The sequence below is a fragment of the Streptomyces rubellomurinus genome (assembly GCF_000961885.1).
GTDB lineage: Bacteria > Actinomycetota > Actinomycetes > Streptomycetales > Streptomycetaceae > Kitasatospora > Kitasatospora rubellomurina.
This window is the reverse complement of record NZ_JZKH01000048.1, coordinates 1-20,384: the sequence shown is the minus strand read 5'-3', so window position 1 is coordinate 20,384 and position 20,384 is coordinate 1. Positions and strand designations below refer to the sequence as shown.

At 75.1% G+C, this 20,384-nt stretch carries 16 protein-coding genes; 6 read left to right on the top strand and 10 right to left on the bottom strand.

The window, feature by feature from the left end; all coding sequences use genetic code 11:
• Positions 1-175: 175 nt before the first annotated feature.
• The 8 genes from VM95_RS22455 to VM95_RS22420 all read right to left on the bottom strand — a co-directional run bounded on the left by VM95_RS22455 (position 176) and on the right by VM95_RS22420 (position 9,105).
• Positions 176-1,018 carry a class II fructose-bisphosphate aldolase gene (locus VM95_RS22455; RefSeq protein ID WP_045699750.1) on the bottom strand — a complete coding sequence of 281 codons (843 nt, stop codon included), beginning with the start codon at positions 1,016-1,018 and terminating at the stop codon, positions 176-178.
• Positions 1,018-1,950 (bottom strand): 1-phosphofructokinase family hexose kinase, encoded by a 933-nt coding sequence (locus VM95_RS22450; protein ID WP_045699749.1) that lies wholly within the window; start codon positions 1,948-1,950, stop codon positions 1,018-1,020. Before VM95_RS22450 ends, VM95_RS22455 begins: the two co-directional genes overlap by 1 nt.
• A complete protein-coding gene (locus VM95_RS22445; RefSeq protein WP_045699747.1) occupies positions 1,947-2,867 on the bottom strand; it encodes an ROK family protein in 921 nt (306 codons plus the stop codon). The genes VM95_RS22450 and VM95_RS22445 overlap by 4 nt, the downstream gene beginning before the upstream one ends.
• Positions 2,864-3,736, bottom strand: a complete 873-nt coding sequence (locus tag VM95_RS22440) for an SIS domain-containing protein (RefSeq protein ID WP_045699745.1) — start codon at positions 3,734-3,736, stop codon at positions 2,864-2,866. The genes VM95_RS22445 and VM95_RS22440 overlap by 4 nt, the downstream gene beginning before the upstream one ends.
• A gap of 128 nt (positions 3,737-3,864) precedes the next feature.
• A complete protein-coding gene (locus tag VM95_RS22435; protein ID WP_045699743.1) occupies positions 3,865-5,874 on the bottom strand; it encodes a hypothetical protein in 2,010 nt (669 codons plus the stop codon).
• An 11-nt stretch (positions 5,875-5,885) separates the two neighbouring features.
• Positions 5,886-6,749 (bottom strand): carbohydrate ABC transporter permease, encoded by an 864-nt coding sequence (locus tag VM95_RS22430; RefSeq protein ID WP_045699741.1) that lies wholly within the window; start codon positions 6,747-6,749, stop codon positions 5,886-5,888.
• The gene (locus VM95_RS22425) at positions 6,746-7,690 is read right to left on the bottom strand and encodes a carbohydrate ABC transporter permease (protein ID WP_045699740.1); all 945 of its coding nucleotides are present in this window, start codon (positions 7,688-7,690) and stop codon (positions 6,746-6,748) included. The genes VM95_RS22430 and VM95_RS22425 overlap by 4 nt, the downstream gene beginning before the upstream one ends.
• A gap of 98 nt (positions 7,691-7,788) precedes the next feature.
• Complete coding sequence (locus tag VM95_RS22420; protein WP_045699739.1) at positions 7,789-9,105, bottom strand: ABC transporter substrate-binding protein; 1,317 nt, start codon at positions 9,103-9,105, stop codon at positions 7,789-7,791.
• 181 nt (positions 9,106-9,286) lie between these two features.
• Here VM95_RS22420 and VM95_RS22415 point away from each other — a divergent pair, with 181 nt between their 5' ends.
• The 5 genes from VM95_RS22415 (at position 9,287) to VM95_RS22395 (ending at position 17,673) form a co-directional block, all read left to right on the top strand.
• On the top strand, positions 9,287-10,567 hold the full coding sequence (locus VM95_RS22415; RefSeq protein ID WP_208615509.1) for an ROK family transcriptional regulator: 1,281 nt from the start codon (positions 9,287-9,289) through the stop codon (positions 10,565-10,567).
• A gap of 175 nt (positions 10,568-10,742) precedes the next feature.
• On the top strand, positions 10,743-13,409 hold the full coding sequence (locus VM95_RS22410) for an RICIN domain-containing protein (RefSeq protein WP_078860351.1): 2,667 nt from the start codon (positions 10,743-10,745) through the stop codon (positions 13,407-13,409).
• A gap of 165 nt (positions 13,410-13,574) precedes the next feature.
• Positions 13,575-14,675, top strand: a complete 1,101-nt coding sequence (locus VM95_RS22405) for a D-TA family PLP-dependent enzyme (RefSeq protein WP_045699734.1) — start codon at positions 13,575-13,577, stop codon at positions 14,673-14,675.
• Positions 14,676-14,879: 204 nt separating this feature from the next.
• On the top strand, positions 14,880-15,770 hold the full coding sequence (locus VM95_RS22400) for an alpha/beta hydrolase (protein ID WP_425265344.1): 891 nt from the start codon (positions 14,880-14,882) through the stop codon (positions 15,768-15,770).
• 136 nt (positions 15,771-15,906) lie between these two features.
• Positions 15,907-17,673: a tetratricopeptide repeat protein gene (locus tag VM95_RS22395; RefSeq protein WP_157882165.1), complete on the top strand. Its 1,767-nt coding sequence runs from the start codon at positions 15,907-15,909 to the stop codon at positions 17,671-17,673.
• Between the two features lie 67 nt (positions 17,674-17,740).
• Here VM95_RS22395 and VM95_RS22390 read toward each other — a convergent pair whose 3' ends face one another.
• Together VM95_RS22390 and VM95_RS22385 are read right to left on the bottom strand one after the other, a co-directional pair.
• Positions 17,741-19,450, bottom strand: coding sequence for a flavin monoamine oxidase family protein (locus VM95_RS22390; protein ID WP_045699730.1), 1,710 nt, complete (start codon positions 19,448-19,450; stop codon positions 17,741-17,743).
• Between the two features lie 164 nt (positions 19,451-19,614).
• The gene (locus tag VM95_RS22385; RefSeq protein ID WP_045699728.1) at positions 19,615-20,085 is read right to left on the bottom strand and encodes a flavodoxin family protein; all 471 of its coding nucleotides are present in this window, start codon (positions 20,083-20,085) and stop codon (positions 19,615-19,617) included.
• Between the two features lie 103 nt (positions 20,086-20,188).
• On the opposite strand from VM95_RS22385, the gene VM95_RS22380 reads away from it, so the two are divergent.
• Positions 20,189-20,384: hypothetical protein (locus VM95_RS22380; RefSeq protein ID WP_045699726.1), on the top strand; the 196-nt coding region annotated here is incomplete at its 3' end.

Below are 20,384 nucleotides of genomic sequence, written 5' to 3'. Positions count from 1 at the left end.
TTCATGCGTGGGAGAAGATTGGCGGATCCGGGCACCGCCCAGAAGATCCCAGCCCCTCATCACATCGGGTTATGGAGCCTGGGGTGATGCGGCCCGGGCGGCCTCGTCCCGTGCTCGGGCAGCGCGAAGCCGAGGCCCGTCCCTGGGTGGGGCGGGCCTCGGCGGGGCGCGGGCCTCAGGCCGGGCGGGCCTTGAGGACGTGGAGCAGGCGGGTGACCTCGGTGGCCACGGCGGTGCGGCCGGGGCCGAGGTAGCGGCGGGTGTCGACGAGTGCGGGGGCGTCGTCGAGGGTGCGGCGCACGGCGCCGGTGAAGACGCGGTTGAGCTGGGTGGCGATGTTGACCTTGGTCATGCCGCGTTCGACCGCCCGGGTCAGGTGCTCGTCGGCGACGCCGGAGGAGCCGTGCAGGACGAGCGGGACGGGGACGGCCGCGCGCAGGTCGGCGATCAGGTCGAAGTCGAGGACGGCGTCGCGGGTGAGCATGGCGTGCGAGGAGCCGACGGCCACGGCGAGGGCGTCGACGCCGGTGGCGGCGGCGAAGGCGGCCGCCTCGGCCGGGTCGGTCCGGGCGCCCGGGGCGTGGACGCCGTCCTTGCCGCCGACCTCGCCGAGCTCGGCCTCCACCCACACACCGGCCGCGTGGCAGTGGGCGACGACCTCGGCGGTGGTGCGGACGTTCTCCTCGTAGGGCAGCGCGGAGGCGTCGAACATGACCGAGGAGAAGCCGAGTCGGACGGCCTCGGCGACCAGCTCGGCCGAGGTCGCGTGGTCGAGGTGGACGGCGACCGGCACGGCGGCGGTGCGGGCGGTGGCGAGCACGGCGGCGGCGATCGGGGCGAGCGCCCCGTGGTAGCGGACGGCGTTCTCGCTCAGCTGCAGCACCACCGGGGCCTCGGCGGCCTCGGCGCCGGCCACGATGGCCTGGGCGTGTTCGAGCTGGATGACGTTGAAGGCGCCCACCCCGCGCGCCGCACGGGCCGCGGGGGTGACGATGGCGCCGGTTCCGGCCAGGGGCATCAGGCACTCCTCGGAGGGTGGAGGGGTCGGACGTCCACCAGCGGCCGCAAGCGGCGGTGGACGTCGGGGTCGAAGTCGCCGGCCAGCGGGGCGCGCACGGCGGCGGCGGACAGGGCCACCGCCTCGGCCAGCCGCTGCGGCCAGGGGGTGGCGTCGACCAGGCCGAGTGTCAGGGCGGCGACGGCGGCGTCGCCCGCTCCGGTCGGGTTCCCGGCCAGTGGCCGCGGCGGGCGGGCCCGCCAACTCCCCTGCGGTGTCGAGGCGATGAGGCCATCGGGGCCGAGCGAGGCGACCACCGCCGCGGCCCCGCCGTCGAGCAGTGCGGCAGCGGCGGCCGCCGGGTCGGCCAGGCCGGTGGCGGCGGCGAGCTCGTCGGCGTTCGGCTTGACCAGGTCCGGCCCGGCCGCCAGCGCGGCCCGCAGGGCGGCGCCGTCCGCGTCGACCACCGCCGGGACGCCGTGGTCGTGCGCCAGGCGGACCAGCCGGCCGTAGGCGTCCTCGGGCACGCCCGGCGGCAGGCTGCCCGAGAGCACCACGGCCGCCGCGCCGGGCAGCAGTCGGCCGAGGTGGTGGAGCATCCGCTCCCAGTCCTCGGCCGGAACGGTCGGGCCGGGTTCGAGCAGGAGGGTGGTGTCCCCGGCGCTCTCGTCCACCACCGCCACCGTGCGGCGGGTCTCCCCCGCGATCGGCAGCAGCCGTTCGGGCAGGCCGGCCTCGGCGAGTTCGCGCCGCAGCGCCGCGCCCGCCGTGCCGCCCGCGAAGCCGGTGACCACCGCCTCGCGGCCGAGGGCGCGCAGCACCCGGGCGACGTTGACGCCCTTGCCTCCGGCGCGCTCGGCCTTCGCCCGGACCCGGTTGCTGCCGTGCGGGCGCAGCCGGTCGACGCGGTAGGTGACGTCGAGGGCGGTGTTGAGGGTGACGGTGAGGATCACCGGACGGCCCGCCGCAGGTCGTGCGCCAGCAGGTCGCGGGCCAGCAGGGCGGCGCCCTGGCAGCCCGCCCGGTCGCCGAGTGCGGCGGGCAGGATCGGCGGCATCGTCTGGAAGGTGAGCCGCTCGGCGACCGCCGCGCGCAGCGCGGTGAGGTACGGGTCGCCGGCCCGGGCGAGGCCGCCGCCGATGACGACGCGTTCGGGGTCGAGCAGGGTGATCGCGGTGGTCAGGGCGTCGGCGAGCGCTTCGATCGCCTCGGTCCAGACCGTGACGGCGGCCCGCTCCCCGGCGGCGGCGCGCGCGGCGACGTCCTCGGCGGTGACGCCGTGCTCCCCGGTGGCGGCGGCGTAGCGGCGGGCGACGGCGGCGGCGGAGGCGACCGTCTCCAGGCAGCCCCGGCCGCCGCAGGGGCAGGCGTCGCCGCCGGGCCGGACCACCAGGTGTCCGAGTTCCCCGGCCCGGGCGTGGCTGCCGGCGGCCGCCCGTCCCTCGGACATGACGGCGGCGGCGATCCCGGTGCCGACCGGGACGAAGAGGAAGTCCCGGCTGCCGCGCCCGGCGCCGATGCGGGCCTCGGCCAGGCCGCCGGCCCGGACGTCGTGGCCGAGCACCACGGGCAGGCCCAGGTGCTCGGCGAGCCGGTCGCGGACCGGCAGTCGGCGCCAGCCGAGGTTGGCCGCGAGGACGGCGGTCCCTGACGGCTCGTCGACGATGCCGGGCACCGCGATGCCCACGGCCGCCGGGCGGTGCCGGCCGGCGAGCGCGCGGGCGGCCGCCAGCACCGTCTCCAGCACGGCCTCGGGGCCGCGGTCGGCGCCGGTGGGCCAGCTGTCGGTGTCCCGCAGGAGGCCGTCCTCGTCGGCCGCGCCGCCCTTGACGCGGGTGCCGCCGACGTCGAGGGCGATGACCGTCGTCACGGCTGGGTCAGCACGATCGAGCGGGTGAGGTTGAGCGGCTGGTCGGGGTCGAGGCCGCCGGCCCTGGCCAGTTCGACGGCCAGGCGCTGGGCGCGCACCAGGTCGGCCATCGGGTCGAGGGCGGTCACCGAGGTGTGGGCGCCGATGCCCCGGACCTGCGCCAGCAGCCCGGTCGGCGGCTCGCCGAAGAACCAGACCAGCCGGCCGGGGGCGGCGATGCTGATCGGGCCGTGCCGGTACTCCATCGCCGGGTAGGACTCGGTCCAGGCGCGGGAGGCCTCGCGGAGCTTGAGCGCGGCCTCGTTGGCCAGGCCGACCGTCCAGCCGGTGCCGACGAAGGTGAACTGGTCCGCGGTGACGGCGCCTTCGGGCAGCGGCTCGGTCAGGGCCCGGTCGGCCTGCGCGGGCAGGTCGGCCGGGGCGAGGCCCAGGTGGCCGCGCAGCAGGGCGAGCGCCGTGGTCGCGAAGCGGGTCTGCACGACGGACTTCTCGTCCGCGAACTCCAGGTCCACCACGGTGTGCGCGGCGGTGCGGATCGGGGTGTCGAGGTCGCCGGTGAGCGCCGTGGTGGGCATGTGCTCGGCGCGGGCGAGGGCGGCGAGCACTTCGGTGGTCGTGCCGGAGCGGCTGATGGCGACCAGGCGGTCGTAGCGGCGGGCGGCCGGGAACTCGGAGGCCGCGAACGCGTCGGTCTCCCCCAGGCCCGCGGACTCGCGCAGCGCCGCGTAGGCCTGCGCGATGTAGAGGGACGTCCCGCAGCCGATGACGGCCACCCGCTCACCGGTCCCCGGCAGCCCGGCGGGCTTCAGCTCCAGGGCCCGGCGCCAGCACTCCGGCTGGCTGGCGATCTCCTGCTCGACGTGACTCATGACGACCCCCTCCTTCTGCGCATTTCTGCGCAATGACTGCTCGGTTTTGAGCAGTAGCGGTTATTACTTACTACGAGCACTCATGTATGAGCAATGCCGCGCACCGCCCGACCATCCCGGGCCGGCCGCTACCGCCAGTCGAGGAGCAGCCAGCCGCGGTGCGGCAGGTCCTGGTCGACCCCGAGGCTGCGGCCGGAGGCCGTGGCGTCGACGGCCTCGGGCTCGGCCAGCGGGCGGAGCAGGGTGCCCTCGACGCGCGCGGGGGCGCCGGGCAGGTGCACCCGGGGGCGGGCCGGGTCGGCGCTGCCGTTGGCGACGGCGAGGCGCCAGCCGTCCTCGGTGCGGGTCAGCTGCGGGATCAGGTGCGGGCCGCCGGCGACCAGCGGCAGGGCGGGCGCGTCGCCCTCCAGGTAGCGGACCATCGCGTGCAGCAGGCGCTGGCCGTCGTCGTCGAAGGGCAGCAGCTCGACCGCGGTGGCCGCCAACACCCCGACGCGGCCGCCGAGTTCGTTGGTGAAGACGCAGCGCCCGGCGCCCCACACCCGGTGGTCCGGGGTGAGGATCTCGGTCCACGTCTCGGCGCCCTCCCCGGGCCGCAGCCGCGCCAGGGCCGGCTGGACGTTGACGCTCAGGTACGCGCCGGCGTCCTCCCCCGCCCGCACCCGCTCCAGCGCGTACGGGCCCGGCTGGTCCGTACCCTCGCAGCCGCCCGAGCCCCCGCCCGAGCCCTCGCGCTCGACGACGTCCTCGACGGTGACGCCGAGCAGGCCCCCGAACCCGCGCGCCCGCAGGATGTACGCGGCGGTGCCGTCCAGCAGCAGCCCGCCGGCCAGCAGCCGGCGGATCTCCTCGTCCTCGTAGGCCCAGGCGAGTTGCCCGAACAGCACCCGCACCGGGGCGTCCTCGGCGGTGACCGGCACGCCGTAGCGCAGCAGGAAGTCCGCGGCCGGGCCGGGGTCGACGGCCAGCTCGGCGAGGTCGCCGCCGCGCCGGGTGCGCACGTGCGCGGCGGCGTCCGGGCGCACCGGCAGCGCCACCCCGTGGGTACGGCGGGCGGGCCCGGCGAGCAGGTCCAGCGCGGGCCGGGAGCGGCGCAGCAGTTCGGCGACCCGGGGGAAGCGCCGGGCGCGGCCGGACTGCATCGGGTGGACGTTGAGGAACAGGGCGTCGGAGCCGGCGAGTTGGGCGGCGACGAGCTCGGACCAGGTCTGCGTGTCGGACTTGGACCAGGCGGTGTGCGGCCAGTTCTCGACCTCGGGTTCGCTGCGCACGGACGCCGGCCGCAGCGCCCGCTGGAGCTCCAGCATCCAGACGGAGAAGCTGAGTTCACGTCCGGGGGCGTCGCCGTACCGGGCGAAGTGCGGACGGTGCGAGACCCGACCGTCGATCGCGAGCGCGTCGAAGAGGGCCGGCCAGTCGCGGCCCTCGACGGAGTGGACGCCGGGTTCGGAGCTCATCAGGCCGAGCTGCGAGCGCCCGCCGGACGCCTTCGCGACCGCTGCCGCCACTTCGGCCGCGACCTCCAACTGCGCGGTGCGCCAGACTTGTTGGAGGGCGGCCCGCCACGGGTGCGGGGGGCCGGGGGCGGTGACGGCGGCGACGAGCCGCTCCCGGGTCGGCTGCTCCCCCAGCAGTTCGGCGAGGCGCCGCAGCATCAGCGGTTCGAAGCCGCCGCCCCAGGGCAGCGGGGCGTGGTTGTGGTAGCGGAAGTCGTCCTCCAGCCACAGCACGCGGAACCCGAGGTCGGCGAAGCGGGCGTAGTGGGCGGCGAGCCAGGAGCGGAAGCGCGGGCAGGCCAGCGAGGCCTGGGCGGTGGCCACCGTCCCGTCCGGTCCGACCATGGGGGCGAAGCCGAGCCGGTCGGTCCGGCCGCGGTCGGCGTGGCCGGCGGTGACCCAGGGGTTGAGGCTGACGTCGAGCCCGGCCGCGCGCAGGACCCGGACGGCCGTCGCCGCGGTGTCGTACAGGCGGTCCTCGGCCCCGCCGGTGGGGTGGCCGGTGTAGAGCTCCTCGGCGCCGAGCAGCAGGACGACCTCGTCGACGCCCGACTCCCGGCAGAACGCGGCGAGTTCGGCGGCGTGTTCGGCGGCGTCCGGGGTGGGGTGCAGCTGGAACCGCAGGTGGTACCGGGCGGGCACGCCGGGCCTCCTCACTTGACGCTGCCCGCGGTGAGGCCGGCGCGCCAGAAGCGTTGCAGGGACAGGAACAGGACGACCAGGGGGATCGCGGAGACCATGGCGGCGGTGACCACGACGTTGAGCGGCGGCGCGCCGGGGCCGATCGCGCGCTGGGCCTGCCAGCCGACGACGCCGACGGTGACCGGCTGGAGGTGGTCGTCGGCGAGCATCAGCACGGGCAGCAGGTAGTTGGTCCAGATCGAGACGAACTGGAACAGGAAGATCGTGACCAGCGCCGGGGACATCACCCGCAGCGCGATGGTGGCGAAGATCCTGAACTCGCCCGCGCCGTCGATCCGTCCGGCCTCGATGAGCTCGTCCGGCACCGCGGCGGCGGCGTGGATCCGGGCCAGGTAGACCCCGAACGGGCTGACCATGCTGGGCAGCAGCACCGCCCAGAAGGAGTTCACCAGGTGCAGCTGGGAGAACATCAGGTAGAGCGGCACGGCCAGCAGCGGCTGCGGGACGAGCACCGCGGCGAGCACCGCGTTGAAGGTCAACTCCCGGCCGCGGAAGCGGTACTTGGCGAGCGCGTAGCCCGCCATCGCGGAGATCAGGGTGCTGACGCCCGCGCCGCCCACCGCGTAGACGGCGCTGTTGCCCAGCCACTGCCAGTAGATGCCGCCCTGGCGGGTGAACACGTCCCGCAGGTTGTCGAGGAGGGCGAAGTCGCCGAACCAGAAGCCGTTCCCGGAGAACAGCCCGCTGCTGGTCTTGGTCGAGGCGACCAGCAGCCACCACACCGGGGCGAGGAAGTAGACGGAGGCGAGCAGCAGCACGCCGAGCGTGAGCCAGCGGGAGGCCGGGTACCGGGCCGGGCGGGTCGGGGTGGTCACGAGGCGGCTCCGCGGCGCTGGACGAGCTTGAGGAAGCCGAAGGACAGCACGAACGCCAGCAGCGCGAGCACCACGGACTCGGTGGCCGCGAGGTTGAAGTCGTTGGCGTCCACGGCGTTGTGGGCGGCGTAGATGGGGGTGTAGGTGCTGCTGAGGTTCGGCGCGACGTTGTGCAGGATGGCGGGCTCGTTGTAGAGCTGGGCGGTGCCGATGATGGAGAACACCGTGGTCAGCACGAGGGCCGGGCGGATCATCGGCACCTTGATCCGCCAGGCGGTCCCGAAGGCCGAGCAGCCGTCCATGGTGGCCGCCTCGACGACCTCCGGCGGGATGGCCTGCAGGGCGGAGTGGATGATCAGCATGTTGTAGCCGGTCCAGCCCCAGGTCAGCATGTTGCCGATGGTCGGGCCGAGCATGCCGTCCGAGGTCAGGTTCAGGTGCAGGCCCAGGTGGTGGGCGGCCGCGGTGATCGGGCTCAGGCCGGGGGCGACCAGGTAGGACCACATGATCGCGCCGACCACCCCGGGCAGGGCGTACGGCAGGAAGAACGCCAGGCGGAAGAACCGCTTGAACATCGTCGACTTCGCGTCCAGCAGCAGCGCCAGGACGAGCGCCAGCAGCAGCATCAGCGGCACCTGGACGACGCCGATCAGCAGCACCCGCAGCAGCGAGCCGCGGAAGGCCGGATCGCCCAGCGCGGTGGCGTAGTTGCCGAGGCCGGCGAAGACCTCGGTGGGGGCCGAGAGGCCGAGGCCGGAGCGGTGCATGCGGAACAGGCTCTGCTGGACGGTGTAGCCGATCGGCGCCAGGTACAGGGCCGTGAACAGCAGCAGGAACGGGGCCAGGAACATCGCGGCGGTCCGGGCCGGGCGGCGGGCGCGCCGGGCCGGGCGGGCGGTCGGGTCCTGCGGTGCCGTCCGCCCCGGGAGGGCGGTGGTCATGGGTCACTCCCTTGAGTCGAGCCGGCCCGGGTCGTGGATGCGGGGCCGAGGGGTGGCCCCGCACCCGTGGGGGTGGTGCGGGGCCGGTCGGTGGGGCGTCAGCCGGCGACGGCGAGGCCCTGCTGCTTCAGGCCGGCCACCGTCCTGCCCTGCACGTCGGCGAGCACGTTCGGCAGCGTGGTGCCGCCGCTGCCGGCCTTGCCGAGCCCGTCGCCGAGGTCGGTGGAGGTCTGCGTCATGGTCGGGCCCCACTGCCAGCTGGTGGCGATGTGGGCGGTCTCGGCCTTGAAGACGTCGTAGACCACCTGCCCGCCGTAGAACGGGTCCGGCTGGGCGAGCGCCGGGTTGGCCAGGCCCGAGGTCGCGGCCGGGTAGATGCCGGTGACCTTGATCAGGTTCGCGACGCTGTCGGCGTCGGTGCTCATCCAGGCGGCGAACTCGGCGGCCTCCTTGGCGTGGGCGCAGCCCTTGAGGACGGCGGTGGCCGAGCCACCGTCGTTGCCGTAGACCGGGGCGGCCGCGTCCCAGACCGGCATCGGGGCGACGGCCCACTGGCCGGCGCCGTCCTTCACGCTGCTGGCGATGATCGGGGCGTCCCAGACGGCGTTGACGTCGGAGAGGATCTTGCCGTTCGCCATGCCGGTGAACTGCGAGGCGTCGTTGCTCGGGTCGGTGGTCAGCAGCTTCCGGTCCAGCAGGTCCTGCCAGAAGCCGGCCACCTTCCGGTTGGCGTCGCTGTCGAGCGTGACGTGCCACTGGTCGCCGGCGGTGCCGAACCACGCGGCGCCGGCCTGCCAGGCGAGCCCGGCGTAGGTGTACGCGTCGTTGCCGAAGTTGCCGAGGTGGACGGTGGGGTCGGCGGCGTTGACCTTGGCGGCGTCGGCCGCGTACTCGGCCCAGGTCGCCGGGGGCTTGTCGATGCCGTACTTGGCGAACAGGTCCTTGCGGTACATCAGCGCCATCGGCGCGGTGTCGACCGGGACGCCGTAGGTGTGGCCGTCGACGGTGACCTGGTTCCACGTCCAGTCGGCGAACTGCCCCTTGGCGCCGGCGGTCTCCTTGCTGACGTCGGTGAGCGCGCCGGCGGCGGCGAAGCTCGGCAGGGTCTCGTAGCCGACCTGGGCCAGGCAGGGGGCGTTGCCGGCCTTGGCGGCGGTGAGCATCTTGGTGTACCCGCCCTTGGAGCCGGAGGCGGTCTTGTCGAAGGTGACCTGGATGTCCGGGTGGGTCTTGTTGAACAGCACCACCGACTGCTCGTAGCCCGGGGCCCAGCCCCAGAAGTCGAGCGTGACCGGGCCCGACGCGGCGCCCGGGCCGGCGCTGCCGCTGCCGCCTCCGCTGGACGAGCAGCCGGCGACGAGGGCCGCCGCCGTCACGACCGCGAGCGCCGCGGCCATCGAAACAGGTGCCTTCACGTGTGTCTCCTCGTGCCCCGGAGGGAGGGAAGTGGGAACCGGGGAATTCGTTCGGTTATTGTTTGAACCAACCCTGATAAAGTCAAGAGGTGGCGACAGCACCACCGGAGGGGCCCGTGACCACCGGTCACGCGGCACGAGCCCGACCGGCCCCGGTGCGGACGCAGACAAGGAGCCGTTGGTGAAGGCAGCACTTCAGGGGTCGGGCGTACGGAGCCTGGCCATGGCGGGGCCGGCCGTCGCCCGCGACCGCTCGTCCTCCCGCCGGGCCAACCTCGGCATGGTGCTGCGCCTGCTGCGCGACGAGGGCCCCCGCTCGCGCGCCCGCATCTCCGAGGACACCGGCCTGCCCAAGGCCACCGTCTCCAATCTGACCGCGGAGCTGCTGGAGGGCCGGCTGATCCGCGAGGGCGAGGCCGAGCGGGACCGGGGCACCGTCGGCCGGCCGGGGCAGGCCGTGGAGATCGACGGCAGCGGGGTGCACGGCATCGGCGCCGAGATCAACGTCGACTACGTCAGCCTGCTCGCCCTCAACCTCAAGGGCGAGGTCACCGCCGAGCAGCGGATCCCCTTCGACGTCCGGGCCGCCGGGCCGGACGCCACCCTGGACACCACCGCACAGCTGGTCGCCCGGGAGATCGACGCGCTGCGCCGCGACGGCGGCCGCGTCGCCGGGGTCACCCTGGCCACCCCCGGCGCCACCGACCTGGCCACCGGCACGGTCCGGTTCGCCTCCAACATCGGCTGGCGGGACGTGCCGGCCATCGCCGGCTTGCGCGAGCGGCTGGGGCCGGGCGCCCCGGAGATGCACCTGGAGAACGACGCGAAGCTCGGCGCGCTCGCCGAGTACGTGACCGCCTCCGCCGCGGGCGTGCGCGACCTCGTCTTCGTCACCGGCCAGACCGGCGTCGGCGTCGGCATCATCGCCGGCGGGCAGCTGCTGCGCGGCACCCGCGGCCACGCGGGCGAGGTCGGCCACCTGCAGCTGGTGCCCTCCGAGCAGCTGTGCGCGTGCGGCCGGCGCGGCTGCTGGGAGACCACCATCGGCCGCGGCGCCCTGCTGCGGTACGCCGCCGACCCCGGCGACCTGGTCTGGGACCCGATGGTGGACCTGGAGCGCCGCCTGGCCGAGCTGCGCGAGCGCGCCCGCGCCGGGGACGCCCGCACGCTGGAGGCGCTGCGGCGGATCGGCGACAACCTCGCCCCCGGGCTGGCCCTGCTGGCCGACATCCTCAACCCGCGGCTGATCGTGCTCGGCGGCCACTTCGCCTTCTTCGGCGAGTACCTGCTCGACGGCGTGACCGCCCGGGTGCGCGAGCGGGTGATGGCGCCGGACGCCGGCGGCTGCGAGATCGTGCTGTCCGGCACGGGCCTGACCGGCACCGCGCGCGGCGGCGCCCTGCTCGCCCTGGACGCCGTCTACCAGGACCCGACCAGCGCCATGACGCCCGATCGGCACTGACCGCCCGCCGCTCGCCGGGGGATCGCCGGGCGACCACCGGGCGCCCGCGGGGGACCCGTTCTCGTGCACGGGGGTTGACACCCGGGCCAATATGTTCGGATTCTGGCGGAACTAATCGCCAGTCCGCGCTGCCACCCCCGCACCGCAGGCAGCGCGCCTCCGGAAGGATCCCCCGATGAGACGGACGACGTCTCGGCCGGCCCGGGCCTCGCTCGTGCCGGTCCTCGCCCTGGCGGCGGCGACCTGCCTCCCCCTCACCTCCGCGACGAACGCCACCGCCGCGCCCGCCGCCCCTGCTGCCCCTGCCGCGCCTGCTGCCACAGCCGCCGGTACGGCCGGAACGGTCACCATCGGCGGCACGTGCCTGGACGACGCGAACGCCGGCACCGCCGACGGCAACCCCGTCCAGCTGCTCGGCTGCAACGGCACGGCCGGGCAGCAGTGGACCTGGCACACCGACGGCAGCGTCACCGCCTTCGGCAAGTGCCTGGACGTCACCGACGCCTCCAACGCCACCGGCGCGCTGCTCCAGCTCTACGGCTGCAACTCCGGCGCCAACCAGAAGTTCGGCTGGCTCCCGGACGGCACCGTCTACGCCGTCAAGTCCGCCAAGTGCCTGGCCGTCCAGGGCGGTTCGGCGGTCGACCGGGCCCGCGTCGGCCTCGCCCCGTGCACCCCGTCCGCCGCCCAGGTCTGGGGCGGCACCGCCGCCCCGCCCGCGCCGTACACCCTCTCGGCGGGCAAGCCCGTCGCGTTCGGCAACGCCGACGACACCCCGGCCGCCGGCTACACCGACGCCAACGGGCGGTTCTACTACCAGGCGGCGCACTCGCTGTACGGCGCGACCGACGGCCGCAGCTGGCAGTTCTACAGCGGTTCGAACTTCGACACCGCCACCCGCGCGCCGATCAGCGGCGCGGTGAACCCGGGCAACCCCCAGGACAGCAACGCCGACACCACCTGGCGCTGCAACAACAGCCCCACCGGCCTGGCCGCCACCAACGCGCCCGCCGGCTCCGGCTACGCCCAGCGCAACTACTGCGACCTGGTCGGCGTCTGGGTCGACCCCGACACCGGCTGGTGGTACGGGCTCGTCCACAACGAGTTCACCCCGCAGCCGTTCGGCGACGGCCTGCACTACGACGCCATCGACTCCGCCGTCTCCAAGGACCAGGGCCGCACCTGGGCCATCACCGACCACGCGATCACCACCCCGTACAGCACGGTGCGCGGGGACGACGCGACCTTCCCGAACAGCACCTACTCCTACGGCGACGGCGACCCGCGCCTGTTCACCGACTACCGCTCCGGCTACTTCTACGTCTTCTACATGTCCCGGGCCGTCGACAAGCACGGCGGCTGGGGCGGCTTCGAGCAGCACGTCGCCCGCGCGCCGATCTCCGGCAAGATGACCGCCGCCTCCTGGACCAAGTGGCACGACGGCTCCTGGTCCACCCCCGGCGTCGGCGGCGCCGAGAGCGACCTCGTCCCCGCCCAGGGCGTCGGCACCGGCTACCTCGCCCCCGGCGACAGCTACTCCCCCGCCAGGGCGGGCAGCATCAGCACCCAGATCGCCGCCGGGACGATGCCCGCCCCCTCGCAGCTGTCCGTGCTGAACATCGCCTGGGACGCCTACCTCGGCCGGTACATCGGCACCCCCGAGAACGAGGCCGGCTCCAACCAGCCCCAGCACTTCTACGTCACCGACGACCTCGCCACCCAGCGGTGGACCGACATCGGCACGGCCGGCGGGCCGCAGAGCTCCTGGTACCGCTGGCTGGTGGACTCCGGCAGCAGGACCGGCACCACCGTCGTCGGCAAGACCTTCCGCTCGTACTGCTGGTGGAGCTGCTCCACCGGGGACGGCGAGTACGCCGAGGTCACCGTCACCCCGACCGCCGCCACCACCCTGCCGCCGGCCCCGGTCAGCAGCGGCGTGTCGTACCAGCTCGGGGCGGGCAACGGCCGCTACCTGGCCCAGAGCGGCAACGCCCTCACCACCTCCACCAGCGCCGGCACCACCGCCCAGCAGTGGACCTTCACCCCCACCGGCGACGGCTTCTACACCATCGCCAACACCGGCTCCGGGCGCCTGCTCGGCGTCGACTCCACCGCCGACGCCGGACGCGCCTGGGGCGCCGCCCCGACCCTCCAGCCGCGCGGCGCGAGCCCCACCACCGGCCAGCAGTGGTCCGTCCAGACCCTGGTCAGCAGCCCGGCGAGCAGCGGGCCGTCCACCCCCGCCGGCGGCTACCGCCTGGTCAACCGCTACAGCGACCTGGCGCTCAGCCTCACCGCCGGCACCACCGGCACCCGCGCCGTGGCCACCTCGCCCCAGCGCACCTGGGACAACCCCGGCACCGGCGGCGACACCCGCCCCGTCGCCGCCCAGACCCTCGCCCTCACCCCGACCACCACCGCCCCCGGCCTCGACGGCACCCACGTCCCCTCCGTCTCCGGCTCCGGCAAGGCGCTGGACGACCCCGACTGGTCCACGGCCCCGGGCACCCGGCTCGACACCTGGACGACCAACGGCGGCCGGAACCAGAGCTGGACCTTCACCCGGCAGCCGGACGGCTCCTACACCCTCACCAACGCCCACTCCCAGCTGTGCGCCGACGACCAGGGCGGCGCCACCGCCCCCGGCACCCCCGTCATCCAGTGGACCTGCACCGGAAACGACAACCAGCACTGGACGGCCACCCGGCTCCCGAGCGGCGCCTACACCCTCACCAACGTCCGCACCGGACTGCTGCTGACCACCTCCGGCAGCGCGGACGGCGCCCTGCTCTCCCAACAGCCGGACACCGGCTCGCCGTTGCAGCAGTGGACCCTCGACTGACCCGCTGACCCCGCTGCCCTTCCGACCCCGGCGCGGCGCAGGCCTCCCACCGGCCTGCGCCGCGTCCGCGCCGCTCCCCGCCCGGGCCGCCCCGGAGGATTTGGTCGAACCGATCCCCGGGGAGCGAGAATGCGTGCTGCGCGAACCGAGTCGAAAAGGAAGCAGATGAGCACAATCCCGGCGGAGATCGACACCCCCGACATCCTGGTCGATCGGGACGTCCTCGAACGGAACATCGAGCGCATGGCGGCGGCGCTCCGGGCCAAGGGCCTGGGGCTGCGCCCGCACGCCAAGACCCACAAGATGCCGGAGGTCGCCGCGCGGCAGCTCGCGGCGGGGGCGGTCGGGCTGACGGTGGCGACCATCGGGGAGGCCGAGGTCTTCGCCGAGCACGGCGCCACCGACCTCTTCATCGCCTATCCGCTCTGGATCGGGCCCCGGCAGGCGGAGCGCCTGCGCCGGCTCGGCGCGACGGCGAGGATCGCGATCGGCACCGACTCCGTCGAGGCCGCCGAGGCGGCGGGCCGTCACCTCGGGGCCTCGGCCGCCGACATCGAGGTCCTGGTGGAGATCGACAGCGGCCACCACCGCAGCGGCGTCCGCCCGGAACAGGCCGTGGCGGTGGCCCGGGCCTCGGCCCGGGCCGGGCTGCGCGTCGCGGGAGTGTTCACCTTCCCGGGCCACGGCTACGCGCCGGGCATGCCGGCGAAGGCGGCCGAGGAGGAGCAGCAGGCCCTCGGGCAGGCCGCCGACCTGCTCGCCGCCGCGGGCTTCGAGGTCACGCGGGTGAGCGGCGGCTCCACCCCGACCGCGGAGCTGACCGGGGCCTCGACGGCCACCGAGGCGCGCCCGGGCGTCTACGTGTTCGGCGACGCCCAGCAGCTCGAACTCGGCCGGTGCCGCACGGCGGACATCGCGCTGACGGTCGCGGCGACCGTCGTCAGCCGGCACGAGGGGGACGACAGCACGCCCCGGCGGCTCGTCCTGGACGCGGGCAGCAAGGTGCTCGGCGGCGACCGGCCCGCGTGGACGACGGGCTTCGGCCGGCTCATGGACCACCCCGACGCCCGCATCACGGCGCTGTCCGAGCACCACGCCACCGTGGTCTGGCCCGCCGGCACCGACCTGCCCGCGCTCGGCGCGCGGCTGCGGGTGATCCCCAATCACGTCTGCGTGGCGGTGAACCTCGTCGACGACGTCGCCGTGGTCAGCGGCGGCGAGCTGGTGGACCGCTGGCGGGTCGCCGCCCGCGGCCGGAACGCCTGACCGGAACGCCTGACCGGGACGCCCCGGTACGCCCTCCCCCGCAGCCGCCGGCCCGGGTTTCGGCCGCCTCGCCGGGCGGCCGAAACCCGAGGGGCGGAGGCAGGCAACCTGATCAACGGATCGTGTGGTCCGTACGGGTGAGGGAGGTGATGCTGTGGCCAGCTGCGGGGAGGAGGCGGAGGTCAACGACTTCGTCCAGGGCCGGTGGAACGCGCTGGTCCGGACGGCGTACCTGCTGACCGGCAACCGGCACGACGCGGAGGGCCTGACGCAGACCGACCAGCGCCAGGTTCTCTTCGCCGCGCTCGCCGGGGCTGCCCCTGCGGCAGCGGACCGTGGTGGTGCTGCGCTACTGGGAGGACCTCTCCGAGGCGCAGGTCGCCGCCGCAGTACGACGACCCGAAGTACGCCGCGTACGGCTTCCCCGTCCTCACCCTCTACGCGGGCGGCCAGAGCAACGGCTACAACACCTGGGCGAACGAGCAGCTGCCGGTCCAGGAGATCGACGCCCAGCTCGTCCAGCAGCAGAAGGCCCACCCCTTCATCATGATCATGCCGGTGCAGAACCTGACGAGCGACGTGGAGCGGTCCCTGGACTGCTCCGACATCCCCGGCCAGCCCAGGATGGGCACCTGGCTGTCCGAAGACGTCCCGGACTTCGTCCGCGCCAACTTCCGCACCCTCGAAGGCCGCGACAGCTGGGGCCTGCTGGGCGTGTCCAACGGCGCCTTCTGCAGCGCCAAACTGGCCCTGCAACGCCCCGACCTCTACAAGGCCGCCGCGCTCGTCGACGGCTACTTCAAGCCGGACTCCACGCTCTGGAAGGGCCACGAGGCCGAACAGGCCGCCAACAGCCCGGACGTGCTGGTCGGTCAGGGCAAGGCCGACGTTCGGCTGCTCGCCACCGCCGGCGGGGCGAACGCCTTCGAGGCCGAGCTGGTCAAGAACTGGGCGGCCAGGGCCGCCGCCCCGACCACCGTCGAGTACTACGAGCAACCGGGCGGCCAGCACCTGACCGTGGACTTCGCGAAGATGATCCCGAAGGCCCTGGAATGGCTCACCGCGAACCTCGCCGGCCCCCAGAGCGATGGCTGACACCGCGACCGGCCCGGGCGGTCCACCGCCGTCCACCGCCGTCCCCGGCCGGACGGTCCCGCCGCGGAACGGTCGCGTCGGCGGCCCGCCCGGCTACGCTGGACCGTGCCGACTGGGAGCGCGAGGCGGGGGGCCGATGAACCAGCACGAAGGAACCGACCTGGAAGGGCAGTTGACGCGAGCTCGGATGGAGGTCGAGCTCTGCGTCGAGCGGCTGCGGCTGGACGGCGACGTGCCGCGGGCGACCCGGCTGCGCCACCAGCTGGAGCTCGCGGAGGCCCTGGACCGGCTGAGCGAACTCCTCAGCGGCCCCGCGAACCTGCCGGCCCGGCTCGACGAGCTGGAGGCGGTGCTCGCCGAGCGCGTCGCCCTCGGACGGCTCGTCGTGGTGGACGAGGACTGCCGGCCCTGGCTCGCGCAGGCGCTGGTCGAGCAGGCCAGGTGCCTCGGCGTGCGCGGGCGCCGCGCGGAGGCGGTGGCGCCCGCCCGCGAGGGCGTCGCCCTGTTCCGGGCGCTGGCCGCCGAGGAGCCGGACGAGTACCGGCGCCTGCTCGCCGCCGCCCTGGAGAACCTGGCGAACCAGCTCTCCCCGCACGCCACCCGCGCCGAGGCCGTCGAGACCGTCCGGGAGGCCCTGGAACTGCGCCGGGTCGAGGCCCGGGTACGGCCGGGCCCGGCGAGCGGGAACGGGCTCGCCTCCGCGCTGGCGGACCTCGGCATCCTGCTCGGTGAGAGCGGCGCGTTCGCCGGGGCCGTCGACGTCCTGCGCGAGGCGGTGGCCCGCTACAAGGCGCTCGACGCGGCCCGGCAGGCGGACGGCGAGGCCTACTGGGCGGCGCTGTCGGTGTTCGCGCAGGCGCTGCGGCAGACCGGCGCGGGCGAGGGGCCCGAGGCCCGGGAGTGCCGGGCCCTGATGGCGACCGTCCACCGGCGCCTCGCGGTCGAGAGCCCCGCGGGGCTGGCCGCCGTCAACGCCCTGCTCGGCAGCCGCGGCTTCACGATGGACGAGACCGGCTTCCACGGCCGGTCCGCGCCCCCCGAGGACGCGTCACCGGCCCCGTGGGACCGGATCGAGGAACTGGCCCGCCGAGCCCGCGAGCAGAGCACGCGCGGGGACCTCGCCGGGGCACTCGCCACCCGCCGCGAAGCCGTGACCTACTGCCGGGGGCTGCGCCAGGACGACCCGCGCGCCGTCCTCGGGCTGGCCGCCACGCTCCACGACCTGGGCCTCCTCCTCGGGACGGTCGGCCGCCCGGCGGAGGCGGTCGCACCCCTGACCGAGGCGATCGGTCTGCACCGCCGGCTGCTGCGGTCCTTCCCCGCGCCGGTCCGCCCGCTGCTCGCGGGCTCCCTCGACGCCCTCGGCTCCCGCCTGGCCTCCTGCGGACGCCACCGCGACGCGTTCGCCGCGACGGCGGAGGCCGTCCAGCTGATGCGTCTCGCCGTCGACGCACCGGCGGACGCCCCGCGCCCCGGCAGCCTCTCGGGGCTGCACGGCGGGACCGACCCCGCCGCGCAGCCCCGGGAACTGGCCAGGATGCTCAACAACCTGAGCATCCGCTGCGCCGACCTGGAGTGCCACGAGGACGCCCGCACCGCGTCCCGGGAGTCGGTGGCCCGCTACCGCGGCGCCCCACCGCCGGTGGACGAGCTCCCGGGGCTCGCCCACGCCCTCGGCAACCTGGCGCTGCGCGAAGCCCGCCTGGAGCACACCGCGCCCGTCCCGGCGCTGGTCGACGAAGTCCTGGCCCTGCTCGACGGCCCGCTGCGCACCGCGCCCCGGGCCCAACTCGCCGGACTCGCCGACTCCCTGCACTGGCTCGCCTGGTACCTCAAGACCCGCGGCCACCGCCGCCACGGCCGCGCCGCCGCCCGCGCCGCGGCCGCCCTGCGCCGCCGCTGAGGCCGGCCCCGGCCACCCACCGGCGGGGCCGGCGCGGACCTCGACGCCGCGCCGGCCCCGCCCGTCGTCACGGCTTCGGGCGGGCGCCGATCGCCGTCAGCACCTCCCCGGCCGCCCGGGCACCGGACTCCGCGCCGCCCTCCATGAAGCCCTGGAAGTCGTACGAGGTGTGCTCGCCCGCGAAGTGCAGCCGGCCCTGGGCCGTCCCCTCGTACCCGGCGTACGTGGTGAGGTAGCCCACCGGCCAGTAGGAGTAGGCCCCGTGGGTGTACGGGTCGAGGTGCCAGGCGGAGAGGGTCGCCCGCCCGTTCCACACCGCCCCGGTCCCCGGCCACACCCGGTCGATCTGGCCGAGGTTGCTGCGGACGAGGCCCGCCGTGTACGGCACCGAGGCGTCGGTGAAGGCCCGCGGCGGGGTGAGCGAGGCGGCGGGGGTGCCGCCGCCGTACTGCACCAGGATGCCGTGGGATCCGCGCTGGCCGCGGGTGACGTCCCAGGCCTGCTGGAACGGCAGGTCCGCGAAGCACTCGTCGGCGGAGACGCCCGGCCAGGGGCCGGTGCCCTGCCACGGGCGCGCGGTGAACTGCATGTTGAGCTTGGTGCAGTGGCCCATCGTCAGGTGGGCGAGCACGCCGCGCATCCTCGGGTCGAGCCCGGCCCGGGAGAGGTCGACGTCCCGCTGGAGGACGGGCAGCGGCAGGGCCAGCACGGTGTGGTCCGCGGTGACGGTCCGGGTGCGGCCGCCGTCCACCGCGAAGGTGAGGGACTGGCTGCCGTCCGCGTTCGCGGCCACCGCCTGCAGCCGCCAGCCCTGCCGGACCGTGCCGCGCGGCAGGTGGTCCGCGATGGCCCGCGGGAGCCGGTCGTTGCCGCCGTCGACGTGGTAGCGCTCGTCGGAGGCGCCCCAGACGGAGAAGTGGGCCGGGTCCGCCTGCTCGGAGATCAGCCCGAGCAGGGCGAACGCGGACTGGGCGGTGGTGTCGGCGCCGTACTCGACGGCGTAGGCCACGTCGAGGAGAGCGCCGAGGTCGCTGGAGTACCCGCCGGGCACCCGGGAGTCGATCCAGTCCCGGACCGACAGGGCGTCCATCGCGACGTCGCGGGCGGTGTGCCGGTCCCAGGTCGGCGACCCGCTGGTGGCCCGGACGTCCGCCTGGACGGCCTTCCAGACCGGCGCGAAGTCCTGGTCCGCCCGGGAGCGGGGGTAGTAGCGGCCGTGGAACCACCGGACCTGGTCGGCACCGGCCGGCGCCGTCTTGAGGACATCGGTGAGGCCCAGCCCGAAGCGGCGGCACAGCCGCTGCACCGTCTTGTGCGCGGTGTCGATCAACTCGCCGCCGAATTCCGAGACTTGGCCCTGCTCCCAGAGGCCGGGCGAGCCGGCGCCGCCGCCGGAGTACATCCGGCCGCCGATCCGGCCGGGGTTGGCCTCGTAGACGGTCGACGGTATGCCGCGGTCGGCCAGGGTGAGCGCGGCATTGAGCCCGGCGATGCCGGCGCCCACGATGGCGACCCGGGGCGCCGCGCCGGAGCGGGTCACGGGCTCCGGCTGCGCGGCACCGGCCGGCTGCGCGGCGCCCACCGCGCCCGCCGCGCTCACACCGACGCCGAGCGCCGCCGCCCGGGCGAGCAGGGCCCGCCGGGAGGGCCCGTCCGACTCGGCCCGGGCTTCGCCGCGCAGCCCGCGGTACTCGTCGACGGGCATCCGCAGCCGCTCGGCGACGGCGTGGTCGGCGATCAACCGCTTGAGGTTCCGGAGGTGGGGGGTGCGCGCCATGGACAGGTCCTCTCTCCTGGGCGGGGCCGGGCAGGACTTCCGGCAGGAACGCCGCCACCGCCATCATCGCCACCCACCAGGCCGTCCACGACCGGTTCGCACCGGAACGGCACCCCGGGGCCGAAGATCGCCGCAGAACTGGCCGAGGACCGACCGCCCGCCCGTCAGGACGACCTCCCCCGCCCGTCCCGCAGTCGTTCGGCGAACGCCCGCGCGGCGGCCAGGTCACCGGCGTTGGGCCGCTGCTTGTTGATGCCGCCGACGAGCTTGAACGGCGCCCAGGTGTCGAGCGCCCGGCACGAGAAACTCCCGTCCACCTCGAAGCCCTTGCGTTCGAGGAGCCGGACCAGCGGGCGGGTGAAAGGCGCCAGCGGCAGCTCGGGGAACCCGCTGGTGGCGAACACGAACGCCCGGCCCCGCCCGCCGGGCAGCGCCTTGACGAACTCGGTCAGCCGGGGGTGGAGCCGGCCGTGGAAGACACCCGCGCCGAATCCCACGAGGTCGGCGGCAGCCAGCTCCGCCAGGTCGGCCCCCTCCGGGGAAACGACCCTCGCGCCCAGCACCTCGGCCATGCTGTCGGCGACACGACGCGTATTGCCGTGCGACACGGACGCGCACACGATGACGGCCTTCATCCTCACGATCCCTTCTCTCGTTTCCGCTTCCGCAAGAAGGACAGCGCAGCGCCGCCAGGTGTGACACGGTGCCAACCACTAGGTGAATCAGCGGGGGTGGGTCGTGCGTGACGCGCTCGACCCACCCCCCTCGTGCAACCCGGCCGCGTACCGCCGGCACACAGCTCTGGCGGAGCGCGCCGCCGCCCGCCTCGCCCACACCCTCCACGGCACCATGAAGGTGACGGTTCACCAGGCCGTCGAGGCGCTGCTGCGCGCGCCGGACGGGCGCAGCGGCAAGGACTACCTCGGCTACCTCC